Source organism: Synechococcus sp. CCY9202, assembly GCF_034931685.1.
In the GTDB taxonomy this organism is placed as follows: domain Bacteria; phylum Cyanobacteriota; class Cyanobacteriia; order PCC-6307; family Cyanobiaceae; genus CBW1002.
The window spans coordinates 1-17,087 of the sequence record NZ_JAYGID010000063.1; the positions used below are offsets into that span (position 1 = coordinate 1).

Consider the following 17,087-nt stretch of genomic DNA (forward strand, 5'->3'; position numbering starts at 1 on the left):
CTGGGCCCCTGTCGGAGCCCGGCCCGCCTCGACCTGCCACGGATCCTCAGCCACGTTGCGTTCCACTGCCGGGGCACCGGGCCGCAGCTGGCGGCGGAGCAGGTCTTCGCTGAGGCCCTGCTCTGCCAGCAGCTCGGCGCCGAGGCGGGGCTCCTCCAGCAGGGCCAGGAGCAGATGGGGGACGTCCAGCAGCTGCGATCCCCAGGCGGCCCGGCACCGATCGGCTGCCTCCAGCAGATCCTCGAGGGCGTCGCCGATGTAGAGCTCGCCGCCGCGGGACGGGGGCTGCTCGGCGCAGAAGGCCTCGATCCGATCGAGGGCCAGATCCAGATCCAGCGGCAGAGGGTCCACGAACCGGGCCCAGCGGGGATCCTGCAGCAGCGCCTGCAGCAGGTGCTCCACATCCATGGCGCCATGGCGCCAGCGACGGGCCGTGTCCTGGGAGGCAAGCAACAGCTCCCAGGCCTCCTCGCTGAAGCGATCGGGATCGCTGGTGAGGCTCCCGGGAGCCGGCGAGGTGGAGACGGAGGAGACCATGACGCAGGAGGCAGGGCGGCGGGCAATCAGGCGGACGCCGCCGCCGGGGCGGAGCGCTGGATCAGCTCCACCTTGTAGCCATCGGGATCCTCCAGGAAAGCGATCACGGTGCTGCCGTGCTTCATCGGCCCCGGCTCCCGCACCACCCGGCCCCCTTTGGCACCGATGGCGGCACAGGTGGCCTGGATGTCGTCCACACCGATGGCGATGTGGCCGTAGCCGCTGCCCACCGTGTACGTGTCCGTGTCCCAGTTATGGGTGAGTTCCAGCACCGTGGTGTCACTCTCGTCGCCATAGCCCACGAAGGCCAGGGTGAAGCGACCGGAGGGGTAGTCCTTGCGGCGCAGTAACCGCATCCCCAGCACCTCCGTATAAAAGGTGAGCGAGCGTTCCAGATCTCCGACCCGGAGCATGGTGTGCAGCAATCGCATCGGCGAGCTCCTGCGGCGCCCTGCGCCGGTTCGGTCTGCCGCCATTCTGGCCGCAGGCTCTGGAAGCGCGGCGAGACTGCGTTGTGAGACTCGATGGTGAGGGGCAAGTCCGGCCGCTTCGCGGTACGCATGGGCACACCAGTGGGGGCGGGGGGCACCCATAGGATTCCCGCAATCCAGAGCGGCCTACGTGATCGATTCCCTCGACCTCGTCATCGATTCCATCGTTGCCCGCGAGGTGCTCGACTCCCGCGGCACCCCCACCGTGGAAGCCGAGGTCTACCTCGAGGGTGGCGCCAACGCCCGGGCGATCGTGCCCAGCGGCGCCAGTACCGGTGCCCATGAGGCCCATGAACTGCGCGACGGCGGCAAGGCCTACTTCGGCAAAGGCGTGACCCAGGCCGTGACCAACATCGAAGAGCGGATCGCGCCGGCCCTCTGCGGCCTCAGCGCCCTCGACCAGGTGGCGGTGGACAACGCCATGGCGGAACTGGACGGCAGTGACAACAAATCCGTGCTGGGCGCCAATGCCATCCTGGCCGTGAGTCTGGCGGTGGCCCAGGCCGCCGCCAAGGGGCTCAATCTGCCCCTCTACCGCTACCTGGGCGGTCCGATGGCGAATCTGCTGCCGGTGCCCCTGATGAACGTGATCAACGGCGGCGCCCACGCCACCAACAACCTTGATTTTCAGGAGTTCATGCTGGTGCCCCACGGCGCCAACAGCTTCCGCGAAGCCCTGCGCATGGGGGCCGAGGTGTTCCACACCCTCAAGGGTCTGCTGCACGACCAGGGCCTCTCCACCGCCGTGGGCGACGAGGGCGGTTTCGCGCCGGATCTGGCCAGCAACGATGCCGCCGGCGAGCTGCTGGTCAAGGCGATCGAGAAGGCCGGCTACCGCGCTGGTGATCAGATCTCCCTGGCCCTCGACGTGGCCAGCACCGAGTTCTTCAAGGACGGCCGCTATGCCTTCGGCGGCAGCCACTACACCAGCGCCGAGATGGTGGATCAGCTGGCGGCCCTGGTGAGCCGTTTCCCGATCGTGTCGATCGAAGATGGCCTGGCGGAAGACGACTGGGATGGCTGGGATCTGCTCACCCAGAAGCTGGGCGGCACGGTGCAGCTGGTGGGCGACGATCTGTTCGTGACCAACACTGAGCGGCTTCAGCAGGGCATCGACCGGGGCGTGGCCAACTCGATCCTGATCAAGGTGAACCAGATCGGTTCCCTCACCGAGACCCTGCAGGCGATCGACTTGGCCGGCCGGGCCGGCTACACCAGCGTGATCAGCCACCGCAGCGGCGAAACCGAAGACGTGACCATCGCCGACCTGGCGGTGGCCACCCGGGCCGGCCAGATCAAGACCGGCTCCCTGAGCCGCTCCGAGCGGGTGGCCAAGTACAACCAGCTGCTGCGCATCGAAGACGAACTGGGGAACCAGGCCGTCTACGCCGGCGCCGTGGACCGCGGCCCCCGCGGCAAGGGCTGATCAGCCCTTGCCGCCACCCTGCAGCTGATCGATCCGGCCATCCCGCTGCAGCCGCGACTGCAGCTTCAGCCATCCCGTTGCCACCGGCAGACCGAGAACCAGGGGAATCGCCACCAGGGCAGGCCTGGCGCTGGCTGCCAGCAGAGCGGCTGCAACGGCCAGGCCGCCCAGCAGGAAGGACTGGCCGGCACTCTGCTGCGCCAGGGCCAGGCGCCGCAGCAGCCGGTCGGTTTCACCGGCACGGATCTGCACCTGCAGATCCCCCTGCTCGATGCGGGCCAGGCTCTCATCGAGGCGACGGGGGATGCCCAGGGCGCGGCTGCCCACTTCGGCCGCCTGGCGACCCAGCTCGTTGATCAGATCGTTGGGGCCGGACCCACTGGCAGTCATCAGGGGCAGCAGGTAAGGGCGGGCAATGGAAACCAGGCTAAAGCCGGGATCGAGGCTGCGGCCCACCCCCTCGAAGGTGGAGAGGGCCCGCATCACGAAGATCAGTTCCGGCGGCAGGCGGAATGGCTGGCCATAGACGAGGTCATAGAGATCTCCGGACAGCTTCTGCAGCACGTTGGAGCTGAACGGAGGTGTGAGCGCCTCGGTGAGCATCACCCGCACCAGACGCCGGACCGGTCCGAGATCAACGCCCTCGGCGATCACACCGGCCTGCTGCAATTCCTCCACCAAGGTGGTGGCATCCCGCGCCGCGGCGGCCCGCACCATGCGGCCGAGGCGGCTGCGCAGCCGCTCCGAAATCTGCCCCATCATGCCGAAGTCGTAATAGATGAGGGCACCATCGGTTGCCACGGCCAGGTTGCCGGGGTGGGGATCGGCATGGAAGAAGCCGAAGCGCACCAGCTGTTGCAGATAACTGGCGGCGCCCTTCTCCGCCACGGCGGCGGGCTCGATCCCCGCGGCCACCAGGGCTGGCCGGTCGGTGATCTTGATGCCCGGCACGTAATCCAGGCAGAGCACGCGGCGGCTGCTCAGCTCCCACACCACTGCCGGGATGCGGATGCCCGGATCCTCCAGGAACTGCTGACGAAAGCGGGCGGCATGCTCGGCCTCCAGGCGGAAATCAAGCTCCCGCAGCAGCACGCGGCGGCATTCCTTGGCAATGCCGATCCAGTCGCGCCCCTGGCCCCAGCGGGGGTGGCGCTGCACGGCCGCCGCCACCTGCTGCAGCACTTCCAGATCGAGGCGGAAAAGGCGCTCCAGGCCGGGGCGCTGCACCTTGAACACCACCTGGCGGCCGCTGCGCAGGCTGGCGCGGTGCACCTGGGCCAGGCTGGCCGAGCCGAGAGGCACCTCCTCGAGATCGAGGATCTCGGCGCAACGCTCGCCCAGTTCCTGCTCCAGCAGACCCTCCACCACGGAAAACGGAAAGGCGGGCACCCGGTCCTGCAGATGGGAGAGTTCCTCCACCACATCGGCGGGCAGCACATCAGGACGGGCTGACAACAGCTGGCCGAGCTTGATGAAGGCCGAGCCCAACGAGAGGAATTGTTGGGTGAGCCAGCGGGCCCGGCGGCGCTGCCGTGCCGCCAGTCGCTCCGGCGTGAAGCCACCGGGATAACTCCAGCGACGGCCATCCCACCAGAGGCTGGCCAACAGTTTCAGAGTGAGGCCCCAGATCCGCAGCGGCCGCCAGATCCGAGTGGCGTCATCGAGCCGTGCACGGCGCCACGAACCGATGCCACGGGTTGGCGCACCAGCCGCGACACCGCTGACCGCCTGAGCTGTGACCGCGTGACCCGAGCCCGCGACGCCGCTGACCGTCATGGTGTTCAGTCCTGCACCGCGGGCCGTTCGTCGAGGCGGCGCGCGATGGCGGCCACCTGGGCCCGCAGGGCATCGATCTGGGCCTGGGTCTCCCGGGGGAAGCGAGAGGCACCCGCATCACGGGCGAAAGCCTCGCCGGGCGTGCCATCCCCCTCAAAGGGAGACGACGAAACAGAAGCGCCGGCCGCACCGGCTGAGGTGCCCGCGCTCCTCTCCAAGCGTTCAGCTTCCAGTTCCACTTCCTGCCAGAACAGTTGCCATTCCTGCTGCAGCCGTTCGGGGGCCTCCTGGGCGAGCGCGGCCAGTCCTGCCGCGGCATCGGCCAGGCCACTGCCCAGCCGGGCCGTGAAGCGGTTGACGGCCGCCTGGAAGAGGGACTGGGGCGCGCTCATCTCGGGCCTGGTGCTGCCGTCACTGTGGCAGCCGGGGGTTGGCACTGTGAAGGCTCACGGCAGCGGAGCGGGGCTGGGTGGCGGCGGCGGGGCCAAGTCGGAGGTCGTCTGGCTCGGCAGGGGGGCCACTGCCTCCGGAGCAGCTTGACGCGCGGAAGTCGAGGCCGAGGGTCCAGCGGGGGGTGTCGCCTGGGTTCCCCCCCCACCACCCTCCTGCGGTCGCTCAGGCTCCGGCAGCGCCAGAGGGTCGGGGGCCTCAGCCTGACGCCTCTCTTCGGCATCGAGAGCGTCCTGCCGCTTGCGCATCTCCTCCTCCTGTTGGCGGGACTGGGCCTCCAGTTCCAGCAGGTCGAGATCACCGCGGATCTGCTGACCCTCCTGGCCGAAGCGCTGCCTCAGGGCCTCCAGGCCGGTACCGGGGAATGGCTTGAGGGAAAAACCCTGGCCGAGGTGAATCAGGCCTGGCAGGTTGAGGGTCAGCAGGCGCTGGGTGAGGCCATATCCCACCCCGAAACAGACGCCAACCAGCAGGGGCCCGAGCCAGGGATTCGGCCGCGGTCTGGAGGTGGGCGGGGCCGCGGCGGCCATCACAGAACCTTGCAACTGTGCCGCCATCCTGCCTGCCGGATCAGGAGAACGGCCCCCGGCTCTCAGGACTGGCCGGGGCAGCCTGACCGGATCCGCTCCTGCACCAGCCGATCCGATTGACGGGCCAGGTCGGCACCGGCCTGCGTATAGAAGGGAAAGCCCAGTTGATTGCGATACAACACCGCGCGGCTGCGTGCCAACTCCGCCTCGGCCCGATGGCGGCACTCCACATAGCCGCCGAAATCGAAGGGCTCCTGTTGCAGGTCCGCCGCGCCCGCCGATTCCGGGTTGGCATTGGCGGCATCGGCGCGGCGATTCAACGCCGGGCAGAGTCGGTCGCGCACGGTGCTGGCCAGGTGGATCTCCGCAGCCATGGCCTGCTCCGCCAGCGCATTGCGGCGATCGAGCAGGGCCCCGCAGCGCTCAGCATCGGCCGCAAGGCCCGCTTGGGGCGCCAGGGTGAGCACCAGCCAGAGCAGCCACCGAAGCTGCGGGTAGAACCCAGGCACCCCTGGCGCAGAGGGGGGGGCTGGCGATGGAGGAGTCGATCGCGGCATCGAGGCTCTGCTGGGGAAGAAATCCGTGGCAACTCAGCGGGTTCATGCCAAACCATCGGCCCTGCAGAATCTTCGGAAACCAGGACAGCCAGGCCTTGAAAAGCATTGTCGCAGAAGGAGAGGTCAGAAAATCCAACTACAGGCCCGAGATTGATGGTCTAAGGGCCCTGGCGGTGATCGCCGTTATCGTGAATCACATCAACAAGAACGCCATGCCCAGTGGCTATCTCGGCGTGGACATCTTTTTCGTGATGTCTGGCTTTGTCATCACCTCGTCTCTGGCCAATCACCGCAGTGAGTCGCTCCAGGACTTCTTCCTCGGCTTCTATGCCAGGCGCCTCAAAAGGCTGATCCCAGCCTTGGCTCTCTTCACGGTCATTACCAGTCTGTTGATCTGCTTTTTCAACCCCGAACCGTACAACGAACTTGGACTTGCATGGAAAGGGATGTTTGGCATCTCCAATCTCAGCCTTTACGGATCGGCAACTGACTATTTTGCCTCTTCAACCGAGCTGAATCCATTTACCCACACCTGGTCTCTGGGGGTCGAGGAGCAGTTTTATCTTGTTTATCCATTTTTGATTTGGTTCTCAGGATTCGGCCGCGCCACGGTCAGGGGTGAATCCAATCTGCTCTGGGTGACTGGGCTTCTCTCCGTCGCATCACTGATCGGATTCCTTTATCTCTATCAAGTGAATCAGCCAGCAGCTTATTTTCTGATGCCGCCTCGGTTCTGGGAAATCGGGGCGGGGAGCTTGCTGTTTCTGGGCCTGAGGCATCCCAGCCAACTGCTGCGGTGGACAGAATCCCTGCCACCCCTGGCCGTTGCCGCCTGCCTGGTGGCGATCCTGTGGCTGCCTTTGGAGCTGGCTGTCATCGGCACGCTTGCCGTCGTTATCGCCACGGCAGTGCTGATTGCATGCCTGAGAAAGGGGACGTTGATGTACGCTGTCTTGACTAATGACAAGATAACGTACATTGGTCTGATTTCATACTCTCTCTATCTTTGGCATTGGGGAATTCTCTCGATCAGCCGATGGACGATTGGGATTCGCTGGTGGTCGATCCCAGTCCAAGTGGCGCTGATGCTTGCATTGGGAATTCTCTCCTATCGATATGTCGAGACACCTTTGCGTCGAGCGGAGTGGTCCGCAATGCGATGGAAAACGATCGGCTTTGCGATCAGCGCATCCGCAGGCACGGCTGGCTTGGTGATCGGCCTGCAGAGGCTGCCGATTTCTCTTTATACCGGAGAGCAGCTTGAACTTGCCGCCAGGGGAGTGGAATCCCTTCTGCAGAAGTTTACCCTTTCAGGAACAGGTCGTGCGTGGCAAGGGCGGCCATGCGTGCTGACTGAAAACTCAGAGGCTGGCAAGATCATCACCTCTGCCGGATGCACATTGGGCGACCCAGACAAGGCAAAGCGTCGGGTGCTGGTGCTGGGTAATTCATTCTCTGCAGCATTTGTGCAAGCCTTCAGTAAGCTGGTCAAGAGAGATGGCTACGCCATTACGATCACGTCATCCTGGGGGGCGTCTCCCGTCAAAGGGATGGATAACTTCAGTGCGTATAAAGAAGCAAACACGTATTACTGGGAGCAAGTCGCGCCCTCATTGATGAAAGATCTGCGCAGAGGAGATTTGGTCTTTCTGATCAACGATTTATCAGATCTCACGCCAGCAGCAGATACGGGCAGAGCTCAAAGGCGGCGTCAACAATTTAAGCGAGGATTGGAGGAGCTCTCCCAGGAGCTCTCCTCCAAAGGGGTTCACCTTGCCGTGCTTCACGGCCTTCCGTTTGCCCGCGAGGCGAACTGCAAGCCCGTGAACGCCATCCCTCAGTGGTTCCGACCGCCGGGGAATCACTGCCCGATTCCCAATAAAGAAGTATCTCTGGTGAGGCGATCCAAGTTGGACATGATTTTACGAGAGCAAGAAAGGACTCGGAAGATCACAGTGGTGGATCTTTTCGATATCTTCTGCTCGCGTAAGGAATGCACCTACCTTGGTCGAGATGGCGAGGTTCTTTACCGTGACGAGCATTCCCACCCATCGGTGGAAGCAGCACGGCTGTCAGCCAATGCGATTCGTAAGGCACTCATGGCGCAATGACGCTTGTCGCGAGCTCTGGTGATTGCCAACTACGGGATCGATCAACCTCGCCGATTCCTCCTCCGAATTTCAGGATGGCATTCACGCCGTTGGGCCGCCGGGTCCTCGTTCATGCGGGCATCCGAGTTGGGACTGCTTTGGGCCCGTCCTGAGCTGCCGCCGTGAAAGTCTGAGCAGTCGCCCGATTCCAGCCAGTCATCTGCCCACAAAAAAGCGGACCCAGAGGACCCGCTCGATGACCATGGCCATAGTATTGCAGTTTGTAACGGGCCGTGGCTCGGCGCCCGCTTCCCTGATGCCCCATCACGCGGAGCGACCCACCAAGGTCTGCCAGGCCTGCGGCAGGCCCTTTCAGTGGCGCAAGAAATGGAAGGACGTCTGGGAGGAGGTTCGCTACTGCTCGGATCGCTGCCGCAGGACCCGCAACGACCGCAGAAACCAAGCCCGGATCTCTGCCTAGGTCGTGTAATCGGCGTTGATGCGCACGTACTGGTCGGAGAGATCGCAGCCCCAGGCGCAGCCCTGGCCGGGACCCTCGCCCACCACCAGGCGGATCAGCACCGTGTCGCCGCCGGGTCCAGGCCCGCCGAGATAACTGCCGGCGGCGCGATCCTTCAGATACTGCGAAGCGGCCGGGCGATCGAAGGCCAGGGGCTGGCCGGCCGCCATCAATTGGTGCTCCCCCAGCCAGAGGGCCACCGCCTCCGGATCGAAAGCCACGCCGGCGCGGCCAGCCGCTGCCACGATCCGGCCCCAGTTGGGGTCACGGCCGTGCACGGCGCACTTCACCAGCGACGAGCCGCAGATGGTGCGGGCCATGGCGCGGGCGCCGGCCTCATCGGCCGCCCCCTCTACCCGCACCTCGATCAGGCAGGTGGCGCCCTCGCCGTCGCGGGCGATGGCGCGGGCCAGGTGTTGCGACACCGCCGTCAGGCCGGCCTCCAGCGCGTCGAAGTGCTCGGGGCTCAAGGGCTCGCCGGCTGCAAACGCCAGGTAGGTGTCGTTGGTGCTGGTGTCGCCGTCCACCGTGATCGCATTGAAGGAGCGATCCACCGCCCGCCGCACCATCGCCTGCCACAGCTCGGCGGGCACACCGGCATCGCAGGTGAGAGTGCCCAGCATCGTGGCCATGTCGGGGTGGATCATCCCCGAGCCCTTGGCCATGCCGCCGAGGCGCACCCGCCGGCCGCCCAGATCCGCCTCCAAGGCCAGTTGTTTGTCGATCAGATCCGTGGTGAGGATCGCCGTGGCGGCAGCGGCGCCGCCCTCGGGGCTGAGCGCGGCCACCAGCGGATCGAGGCCCGCCACCAGGGTGTCCATCGGGATCGGCACGCCGATCACACCGGTGGAGCAGATCAGCACCTCCTCGGCCGCCAGGCCAAGCCGATCGGCCACCGCCTGGGTGGCCCGCAGGCTGTCGATCAGGCCGCGATCGCCGGTGCAGGCATTGGCCTGGCCGGAGTTGGTGAGAACCGCCCGGGCCCGGCCGCCGCTGGCCGCCAGCCGCTCGGCGCAGAGGTCAACGCAGGCGGCGCGCACCAGCGAGGTGGTGAAGGTGCCGGCGCAGATGGCCCCCTCCGGGGCCAGCACCAGGCAAAGATCCGGGTTGCCCGAGGGCTTCAGGCCGGCCGTGACCGCCGCGGCCAGGAACCCGGCCGGCGCCGTGACGCCGCCGGTGATCGGATGCCAGAGGGCGGAGAGGGAACCGGCGGACATGAAACGGCGGCGGCGGAAACGGCAGGCGGCCAACCACGCGGCTTGGGAACGCCTGGGCCAATCCTGCCCTGACGGACGCTGGCAACCCCCCTAGCCTGCGTTCAAGGCCGCAGCACGACGCCGATGGCGATCTGGGAGAAGGTGCGCAGCGAGTTCATCGACGTCATCGAATGGCCCGAGCAGGGGGAGTCTGAGGGCCCCGATGCCGATGCCGGAGCCACCCTGGTGTGGCGGTTTCCGCGCCAGGGCAACGCCATCAAGATGGGCGCCCAGCTCACGGTGCGCCCAGGCCAGTGGGCCGTGTTCGTGAACGAGGGGCGCATCGCCGATGGTTTCGGGCCGGGCCGCTATGTGCTGGAGACCCGCAACCTTCCCTTCCTCACCAGCCTGCTCTCCCTGCCCTACGGGTTCGAGAGCCCGTTCAAGGCGGAGGTGGTGTTCGTCGCCACCCGCCAGTTCACCAACCTCAAATGGGGCACCCGCCACCCGGTGCTGGTGCGCGACCGGGAGCTGGGGCCGGTGCGGCTGCGGGGATTCGGCACCTACGCCCTGCAGGTGCGGGATCCGGCCCAGCTGATGCGCGAAGTGACCGGCAGCCAACCGCACTTCAACATCGAGGGGATCAGCGAGCAGCTGCGCAACCTGATCGTGACCCGCCTGGCCGACCTGCTGGGCGAGAGCGAGCACCCCGTGCTGGAGCTGGCGGCCAACTACGACGAACTGGCTGGCGAGCTGGGCCAACGACTGGCGCAGGAGGTGGAGGGCTACGGACTGGCCTTCACCAGCCTGCTGATCGAGAACCTGTCGCTGCCGCCGGAAGTGGAGGCGGCCCTCGATCGCCGCAACCAGATCGCCCTCAGCGGCGACCTGCAGGCCTTCACCACCTATCAGGCCGGCATCGCCATGGAAAAGGCGGCGGCCAATCCCGGCGGCGAGGCGGCGGCCGGGGTGGGGATGGGTATCGGCCTGGCGATGGCCCAACGGCTGGCTGGAACGGCGGCAGCCTCGGGGCCGCCGGCAGCAGCTCCAGGAGCAGGCGCATGGCCGGGGGCCGGCACACCTGCCCGCCACTACCACCTGCTGGCAGGCCAGCAGCAGCTCGGGCCCTACACCGCCGAGCAGCTGCTGGTGCTGCGGGACCAGGGCCAGCTCACAGCCGCCAGCCTGTTGTGGCATCCGGGCCTGGAGACCTGGCAACGAGCCGCCGATCTGCCCGAGCTGGCGGTGCTGCTGCAGGCGCCACCACCCCCTCCGCCCATTCCTCCAGCGGTGCCAGAGCCATGAAGTGCGCCTGCTGCGCCGCACCCCTTCCCCCCCAGGCCGTGGTCTGCGCCTACTGCGGCAGCCGCCAGGACGTGGACCTGCAGAGCTGGGTGCAGGCCGAATCGATCGGCCCGATGCAGGATCTCAGCTGCCCGGATTGCCGCCAGTCCCTGGAGGAGCTGCGGCTGGGGGGCGATCCGCCGCTGGTGGTGGGCCGCTGCCACACCTGCCTGGGGCTGTTCCTGGGCCACGGCGTGCTGGAGCAGCTGCTGAGCCAGGCGGTACGACCCTCGATCGACATCGACGGCCCCAGGCTGAACAGCCTGGTGGAGCAGGCAGCCGGCAGCAGCCCACCGCTGCGCTACCGCCACTGCCCCGTCTGCGACGACCTGATGAACCGCAGCCTCTACGGCAAGCGCAGTGGCGTGATCGTGGACCGCTGCCGCGACCACGGGCTCTGGCTCGATGCCGGCGAACTGCGGCAGTTGATGGAATGGGCCCATGCAGGCGGACTGCTGCACCACGCCGCCCGCATGGAGGAGGAGCAACGGGACCAGGAGCGGCGCCGGCGGCAGGACGAGGTTGAACGTCGTGCCGGCGAACAGGAGCTGCAGAACCTGGAGTCCGGCGGCCGCCAGACCGACTGGCTGGACGCCGACCTCGCCACCCTGTTGACCCGAGGGTTGCAGCGCCTGTTGGGGGGCTGAGGATGGTTGGCAGCAACCGTGGCACTGGAAGCAGCAGTGGCAGTAGCAACCGGTCGCGGGGGGAGCGGTGGCGGGGCCGGCAGCGGCGGATCGGCCTCACAGGCGGTATCGCCAGCGGCAAGAGCACGGTGGGACGGATCCTGGCTGAAAGCTTCGGACTGCCGGTGCTGGATGCCGACACCTACGCCCGCGAGGCCCTGGCCGCTGGGAGTGTCGGGGCGGAGGCCGTGTTGGCGCGCTATGGCCCGGTGGTGAGGGCCAAAACCAGCAGCAACGGCACCGCAGCGATCGATCGCGCCGCCCTCGGCAGGATCGTCTTTGCTGATGCGGCCGAGCGCCTCTGGCTGGAGCAGCTGGTGCATCCGCGGGTCAGAACCCGGTTCGATCAGGAGCTGCAGCGGCTGGCGGCTGAACCGGTGGTGGTGCTGATGATCCCGCTGCTGTTTGAAGCAGGTCTCGACAACCTCTGCAGCGAGATATGGCTGGTGGATTGCGACGCAGCCGAGCAGAGGCAGCGCCTGCTCCACCGCGACGGGCTAGCGGAGGCGGAGGCCCTTCGTCGCATCCACGCCCAGTGGCCCCTGGAGCGCAAGCGTGCCCTGGCAGACCGTCTGATCGACAACCGGGGAACAAGCGATGCGCTCACCACAGCGGTGGAACGGGCCCTCGCGGCGGCTGGTCAGAGTCAGTGAAACGGGAGGGTGCGGTTCCAGGCAGGCGACTGCGTTCCGGGATCGCCACCACGGGATCTCCCCGTTCCCAGCGCCCTGAGTCGGGCCCTCCGCAATGACGCCCCTGCTCAGCGCGAAACCACTTGGTGATCACGTACTTGCAGCCTTGCCGCACCGGCAGAGCTTCATGGAGCACGTAGGGGTTGGGGGATCCATCGGCCATCAGATTGTTCCAGGCCAGGGCCAGCCCCGGCACCGGCGTGAAGGAGCGATCCAGCAGGCGGAAGCAGGTTTCGCCGCCGGCCTCCACGGCATTGAGGTAGATCATCACCGTCCAGGTGCGCTGCCCCCCCGGGCGGGTGTGGTGCCGGTATTCCTCGGTGCCGGGGGTGAACCAGTCGGTGTGCTCGCGGAAGTACTCCCCCACTGCGTAGCGCTGCCCCTGCAGCCCCTCCGAGAAGGCCGGATCCACGCCCAGCAGCTCCGCCAGGCGTCGATCGAGATCCGCAGCCAGAGCGCGATCACCATCCCGCAGGTGACAGGTGCGGCTGGTTCGATAGTCCGCCGGCCCCTGGGTCACGGTGGATGGTTGCAGGGATCCATCGATCGCCACCCGGATCACGTCACACTCCTCCGCCGAGAGGAACCCAGGGATCTCGTACACCTGTGCCAGCGGGGTATCGAGACGCCAGGCGCGGGGATGCTGGCGTGGATCGGTGAGGCGGGCCTGGAACCAGTGAAGCCAGGATGCCTGAGGAGCTCCCGGAGATGGCTCCGCCGGTACCGCCCCTGGCAAGCGAAGGCATGTCCTGGATGGAGCCTCTCCCTCCAGGACGGCGGTGATGGCTTCCGCCGTGAAGCCCTGGGCCAGTCCCCGCTCGATCAGTCCGAGGCGGTCGCAGCCGCGGTCGCGGTTGAGCCGGAACCACTCCTGCCACTCTGGAGGAATCGTTGCCACGGCTCACTCTGCAAGACACTGTTCCAGGTTGCTGGACTGGCAGGCCGTCTGCACGCCCGCAGGCTCAGCTCTCCGTCAGAGCGGAGATCATCCGTGTCACGCAGGCCTCGGGGCCCAGCTCCCCGGAAGCCACGATCACGTCGTAGCTGCAGAAACGATGAACCACGCCCACCAGGCCACGGGCTCGACCGAGAACGCGATCGCCGCGTCTGCATGGATGCGGGCCAGCTCTCGATGGCAACGCAATGCTCCATCCAGAGAGGCTCACCACCTGCTGGGATTTGGACGTCACTCTCTGGGCCTCAGGGAGCCGCCATTGCAGAAGCGTGTCGCCCAGGCCTTGATCACTTCCCTGTTGTCATCCGGCGTACTCTCCGAGTGCCACTGCACTGCAGTGGAATAGCAGGCATCCCAGATTTTCGCCTGCCGGGCCAGCGGCACCAGGGATGCCGCCATGACGACGGCACTGATGGTTGTGATCAGCTGAAGAACGATGCCTGCATGGGCACGGACCATTTCCCGCGAACTCGGCTTCTGATCGGTGTGCTCGCTCATGGTGAGGCCGCTGCGAAATCAGAATCGATTTCAGCCATTGTGGTCGCTATCAGCCGCCACCTTTGATGCTCGTATAGGTCGTTAACACCGCTGGGTGGCCGATCGATATCTTGATGATCGACGAGATACGGCGTTGAACAAGGGTGTCCCCCCCTGAAGCCTCAGCCCTTCAGCCTCTCCAGCAGGATCTGGTTCGCCAGCTTCGGGTCGGCCTTGCCGCCGGTCTTCTTCATCAACTGCCCCACGAAGAAGCCCTGGAGTTTGTTCTTGCCGCCCCGGAAGGCCTCCACTTCAGCGGGATGGGCCGCCAACAACTCCTCCACGATCGCAGTGATCGCCGCTGGATCGCTGATCATGCCGAGGCCGCGCTCCGCCACGATCGCCTTGGGCGAGCCGCCTTTCTCGAGCAGTTCAGGCAGAAGCTCCTTGGCGATCTTGCCGCTGATGACTCCGGATTCGATCATCTGAACCATCTCGGCCAGCTGGGCAGCCTGAAACGGCAGTTCGGTGATCAGGAGTCGGTTGGCATTCACGTACGCGGCAATGTCACCGGTCACCCAATTGGTCACGGCTTTGGGATCTCCCCCGGCAGCCACGGCGGCTTCAAAATATTCGGCCATGGCGCGCTCATCGGTGAGCACGCGGGCGTCGTAGATCGAAAGGCCGAGCTGATCGGCGTAGCGATGGCGCTTTGCGGCTGGAAGTTCGGGAAGCTCGGCGCGCCAGGATTCCCGCTGCTCCGCGCTCACCTCGATCGGTCCAAGATCGGGGTCAGGAAAGTAGCGGTAGTCGCTGGCACCTTCCTTGCTGCGCATGCTCTTGGTGAGCTGCTTGGCTTCGTCCCAGAGGCGGGTTTCCTGCACCACCGGCTCGCCGGCCTCATAGGCCTTGATCTGCCGCTGGATCTCATACTCAATCGCCTTCTGAATGGCAGAGAAAGAGTTCATGTTCTTGATCTCCACCTTTGTGCCGAAGGGGGCATCGGGTCCGCGGCGCACGGAGATGTTCACGTCGCAGCGCAGGGAACCCTCCTGCATGTTGCCGTCGCTGACGCCCAGATAACGCATGATCCTGCGAATCTCGGAGGCATACTCAGCGGCCTCACGGCCGGTGCGTAGATCAGGCTTGCTGACGATTTCCGCCAATGCCACCCCGGCGCGGTTGTAATCCACCAGTGAATGGGTGGAGCCAGCCAGGCGATCACTGCCGGCATGCACGAGCTTGCCGGCATCTTCCTCCATGTGAAGCCGCTCGATGCCGATTGTTTTCAGGTAGGTTTCCTTACCCTTCTCAGCCACCTCCACTTCGATCCAGCCATTTTCGGCGATGGGTTCGTCGTACTGGGATATCTGATAGTTCTTCGGTAGATCGGGATAGAAATATTGCTTGCGATCGAACTTGCTGTGCTCGGCGATCCTGAGGTTGAGGGCCATGGCGGCCTTCACCGCATACTCGAGCACCCGCTGGTTGAGTACCGGCAGGGTGCCGGGCAAGCCGCACACCACCGGATCGATATGGGTGTTGGGGTCGTCGCCGAAGGCGGTGGAAGCGCAGGTGAAGATCTTGCTGTCGGTGCCCAGCTGCACGTGGGTCTCGAGGCCGATCACCGCCTCCCAGGCAGCCTCAGCCGTGGCCTTTGCAGCAGCCCCTGCCATCACCGTTCTCCAGATCCCATGCGTGGGCTGATCCTATGGGGAGCGCCGCTGGAGCCTCCGGGCGGGCCGTGATCGCAGCGCTGTGCGGTGCATGCGCCGAGCGGTGGGTGCATGACTCGCGCCCTGCGGGGCCCAGCTGGAACACTGGAGAGCCCGATTCCAGACGTTCCCGTGGACCAGGCGGCTGCCGACCGCGACCCCGTGCTGATCCTGGGTGGTGGGCTGATGGGCCTGGCCATCGCCCATCAGCTCGCCCGCCGCGGCACAGCGGTGCTGGTGCTCAGCCGGCGCCGCAGCGAAGCCGCCGGCTTCGTGGCCGCTGGCATGCTGGCGCCCCACGCCGAAGGATTGCAGGGCAGCCTGCTGGAGCTGGGTCAGCAGTCGCTGCAGCGGATCCCTGCCTGGGTCGCCCAGATCGAAGCGGACGGCGGCAGCTCCTGCGGCCTGCGGCCCTGCGGCATTGTGGTTCCCTTCCCCACCATCGCCGAACGGGACCGCTACCCCACGGCTGCCTGGGGCCAACCCCTCGACCGCGCTGCCCTGGAGCGCGAGGCACCCGGCATCGGCCCTCGCTGGCAGGCGGGTCTGCTGTTTGAGCAGGACGGCCAGATCGACAACCGCCGCCGCCTGATGCGCGCCCTGGAGCGGGCCTGCGTGGCCCTGGGTGTGGCCTTCCAGGAGGGCAGCGAGGTGCTGGAGCTGCAGCAGAACGGCCGTGGCGCCCTGGCGGGAGTGCGCCTGCGGACGGCCGAAGGAGACGAGCGCCAGTTACCGGCCCGCCGCGCCGTGCTCACGGGCGGGGCCTGGAGCGCCAGGCTGCTGCCCCAGCTGCCCGTGTTTCCGGTCAAGGGGCAGATGCTGTCGCTGCAGGGGCCGCGCCAGGCCCTGCAGCGGGTGATCTTCGGCCCGGGCACCTACCTGGTGCCGCGGCACGACGGGCTGCTGGTGGTGGGAGCCACCAGCGAGCCGGAGGCGGGCTTCGCCGACGGGCTGACGCCCTTCGGGCAACGCCAGTTGCAGGACGGCATCGCGGCCTTGCTGCCTCAGGCGAGCCAGTGGCCCCCCATGGAGCGTTGGTGGGGGTTTCGCCCCTGCACCCCGGATCAGGCGCCGCTGCTGGGCCCGAGTCCGATCGAGGGGCTCTGGCTCGCCACCGGCCACCACCGCAATGGCGTGCTGCTGGCAGCGATCACGGCGGAACTGCTGGGCGTTGCCCTGGATCCGGAGGGCGGGTCAGTCGAGCAGGACCTGCCCGCAGGCATCAGGTCCTGCCTGCTGGAGGCGTTTCGTTGGGACCGCTTCATGGCGCCTTCGGTCTCTCCTCCTGGTGCCTCTCCCCAGAGCGCCCGGCAGTCAGGCACGGTGAACGCGGCTCCGGTTCAGCCGCCAGGGTGAAGCTCTCCATCCCTGCATCGCGCAGCCCCCTGCTCAGGTGGGCGGGGCGATGCCCCCTCAATGGCGAAGGCCCGCAATCCGAACACCGGTACAGGCTCGGGCCAACACTTCACCATCGGACCGCCCCAGCGGCACGACGCCCACCAGACCGTTGAACAGCACCACCCGACGGCCGCGACTGACACTCACCAGTGGTGGACCGGTGCCCTACAGCTGGACCGCCGCCAACGGGGCCATCTCCCATGGACGTGGCTTGAGGCCCAGTTCCCCCGCGATACGGAGTCGGAGG

At 66.6% G+C, this 17,087-nt stretch carries 18 protein-coding genes; 7 read left to right on the plus strand and 11 right to left on the minus strand.

The annotated features are described in order from the left end of the window. Both VB777_RS08860 and gloA read right to left on the minus strand, forming a co-directional pair. Positions 1-537: Clp protease N-terminal domain-containing protein (locus VB777_RS08860; RefSeq protein WP_323248428.1), on the minus strand; the 537-nt coding region annotated here is incomplete at its 3' end. A 26-nt stretch (positions 538-563) separates the two neighbouring features. Next, the gene (gene gloA / locus VB777_RS08865) at positions 564-968 is read right to left on the minus strand and encodes a lactoylglutathione lyase (RefSeq protein ID WP_197158441.1); all 405 of its coding nucleotides are present in this window, start codon (positions 966-968) and stop codon (positions 564-566) included. A gap of 190 nt (positions 969-1,158) precedes the next feature. Between gloA and eno the strand changes: the two genes are divergently transcribed. Then, positions 1,159-2,454 (plus strand): phosphopyruvate hydratase, encoded by a 1,296-nt coding sequence (gene eno / locus VB777_RS08870; protein WP_197158443.1) that lies wholly within the window; start codon positions 1,159-1,161, stop codon positions 2,452-2,454. Here the strand turns inward: eno and VB777_RS08875 are convergent, their stop codons facing one another. From VB777_RS08875 to VB777_RS08890, 4 genes are all read right to left on the minus strand, one after another. After that, entirely contained in the window at positions 2,455-4,230 is a 1,776-nt protein-coding gene (locus tag VB777_RS08875; protein WP_197170940.1) for an ABC1 kinase family protein, read from the minus strand. It abuts the gene before it with no gap. Between the two features lie 5 nt (positions 4,231-4,235). Then, the gene (locus VB777_RS08880) at positions 4,236-4,622 is read right to left on the minus strand and encodes a hypothetical protein (protein ID WP_197170938.1); all 387 of its coding nucleotides are present in this window, start codon (positions 4,620-4,622) and stop codon (positions 4,236-4,238) included. A 54-nt stretch (positions 4,623-4,676) separates the two neighbouring features. Then, positions 4,677-5,210 (minus strand): hypothetical protein, encoded by a 534-nt coding sequence (locus tag VB777_RS08885; RefSeq protein WP_323248430.1) that lies wholly within the window; start codon positions 5,208-5,210, stop codon positions 4,677-4,679. Between the two features lie 62 nt (positions 5,211-5,272). Beyond that, on the minus strand, positions 5,273-5,719 hold the full coding sequence (locus VB777_RS08890; RefSeq protein WP_323248432.1) for a hypothetical protein: 447 nt from the start codon (positions 5,717-5,719) through the stop codon (positions 5,273-5,275). 26 nt (positions 5,720-5,745) lie between these two features. On the opposite strand from VB777_RS08890, the gene VB777_RS08895 reads away from it, so the two are divergent. After that, the gene (locus tag VB777_RS08895; RefSeq protein ID WP_323248435.1) at positions 5,746-7,878 is read left to right on the plus strand and encodes an acyltransferase family protein; all 2,133 of its coding nucleotides are present in this window, start codon (positions 5,746-5,748) and stop codon (positions 7,876-7,878) included. Positions 7,879-8,173: 295 nt separating this feature from the next. Continuing rightward, on the plus strand, positions 8,174-8,338 hold the full coding sequence (locus VB777_RS08900; protein WP_197158454.1) for a DUF2256 domain-containing protein: 165 nt from the start codon (positions 8,174-8,176) through the stop codon (positions 8,336-8,338). Here the strand turns inward: VB777_RS08900 and argJ are convergent. Continuing rightward, positions 8,335-9,594, minus strand: a complete 1,260-nt coding sequence (gene argJ, locus VB777_RS08905) for a bifunctional glutamate N-acetyltransferase/amino-acid acetyltransferase ArgJ (protein ID WP_197158456.1) — start codon at positions 9,592-9,594, stop codon at positions 8,335-8,337. The genes VB777_RS08900 and argJ overlap by 4 nt on opposite strands. Before the next feature lie 123 nt (positions 9,595-9,717). Between argJ and VB777_RS08910 the strand changes: the two genes are divergently transcribed. Genes VB777_RS08910 through coaE form a run of 3 tightly spaced genes read left to right on the plus strand, consistent with a single transcriptional unit; the run spans position 9,718 to position 12,256 of the window. Beyond that, positions 9,718-10,878, plus strand: coding sequence for an SPFH domain-containing protein (locus VB777_RS08910; RefSeq protein ID WP_323248437.1), 1,161 nt, complete (start codon positions 9,718-9,720; stop codon positions 10,876-10,878). Further along, the gene (locus tag VB777_RS08915; protein ID WP_197158460.1) at positions 10,875-11,564 is read left to right on the plus strand and encodes a zf-TFIIB domain-containing protein; all 690 of its coding nucleotides are present in this window, start codon (positions 10,875-10,877) and stop codon (positions 11,562-11,564) included. The genes VB777_RS08910 and VB777_RS08915 overlap by 4 nt, the downstream gene beginning before the upstream one ends. A gap of 2 nt (positions 11,565-11,566) precedes the next feature. After that, positions 11,567-12,256 carry a dephospho-CoA kinase gene (gene coaE, locus VB777_RS08920; protein ID WP_323248439.1) on the plus strand — a complete coding sequence of 230 codons (690 nt, stop codon included), beginning with the start codon at positions 11,567-11,569 and terminating at the stop codon, positions 12,254-12,256. Here coaE and VB777_RS08925 read toward each other — a convergent pair. The 3 genes from VB777_RS08925 to gatB form a co-directional block, all read right to left on the minus strand. Then, the gene (locus VB777_RS08925; RefSeq protein WP_323248441.1) at positions 12,207-13,193 is read right to left on the minus strand and encodes a prolyl hydroxylase family protein; all 987 of its coding nucleotides are present in this window, start codon (positions 13,191-13,193) and stop codon (positions 12,207-12,209) included. The two genes, coaE and VB777_RS08925, sit on opposite strands and share 50 nt — an antisense overlap. Before the next feature lie 288 nt (positions 13,194-13,481). Beyond that, entirely contained in the window at positions 13,482-13,748 is a 267-nt protein-coding gene (locus tag VB777_RS08930; RefSeq protein ID WP_323248443.1) for a hypothetical protein, read from the minus strand. A 161-nt stretch (positions 13,749-13,909) separates the two neighbouring features. After that, positions 13,910-15,403 carry an Asp-tRNA(Asn)/Glu-tRNA(Gln) amidotransferase subunit GatB gene (gene gatB, locus VB777_RS08935; protein ID WP_323248445.1) on the minus strand — a complete coding sequence of 498 codons (1,494 nt, stop codon included), beginning with the start codon at positions 15,401-15,403 and terminating at the stop codon, positions 13,910-13,912. 225 nt (positions 15,404-15,628) lie between these two features. On the opposite strand from gatB, the gene VB777_RS08940 reads away from it, so the two are divergent. After that, entirely contained in the window at positions 15,629-16,798 is a 1,170-nt protein-coding gene (locus VB777_RS08940) for an FAD-dependent oxidoreductase (protein WP_416238329.1), read from the plus strand. Between the two features lie 57 nt (positions 16,799-16,855). Here VB777_RS08940 and VB777_RS08945 read toward each other — a convergent pair whose 3' ends face one another. Continuing rightward, positions 16,856-16,987, minus strand: coding sequence for a hypothetical protein (locus tag VB777_RS08945; protein WP_323248449.1), 132 nt, complete (start codon positions 16,985-16,987; stop codon positions 16,856-16,858). Positions 16,988-17,087 lie beyond the last annotated feature (100 nt).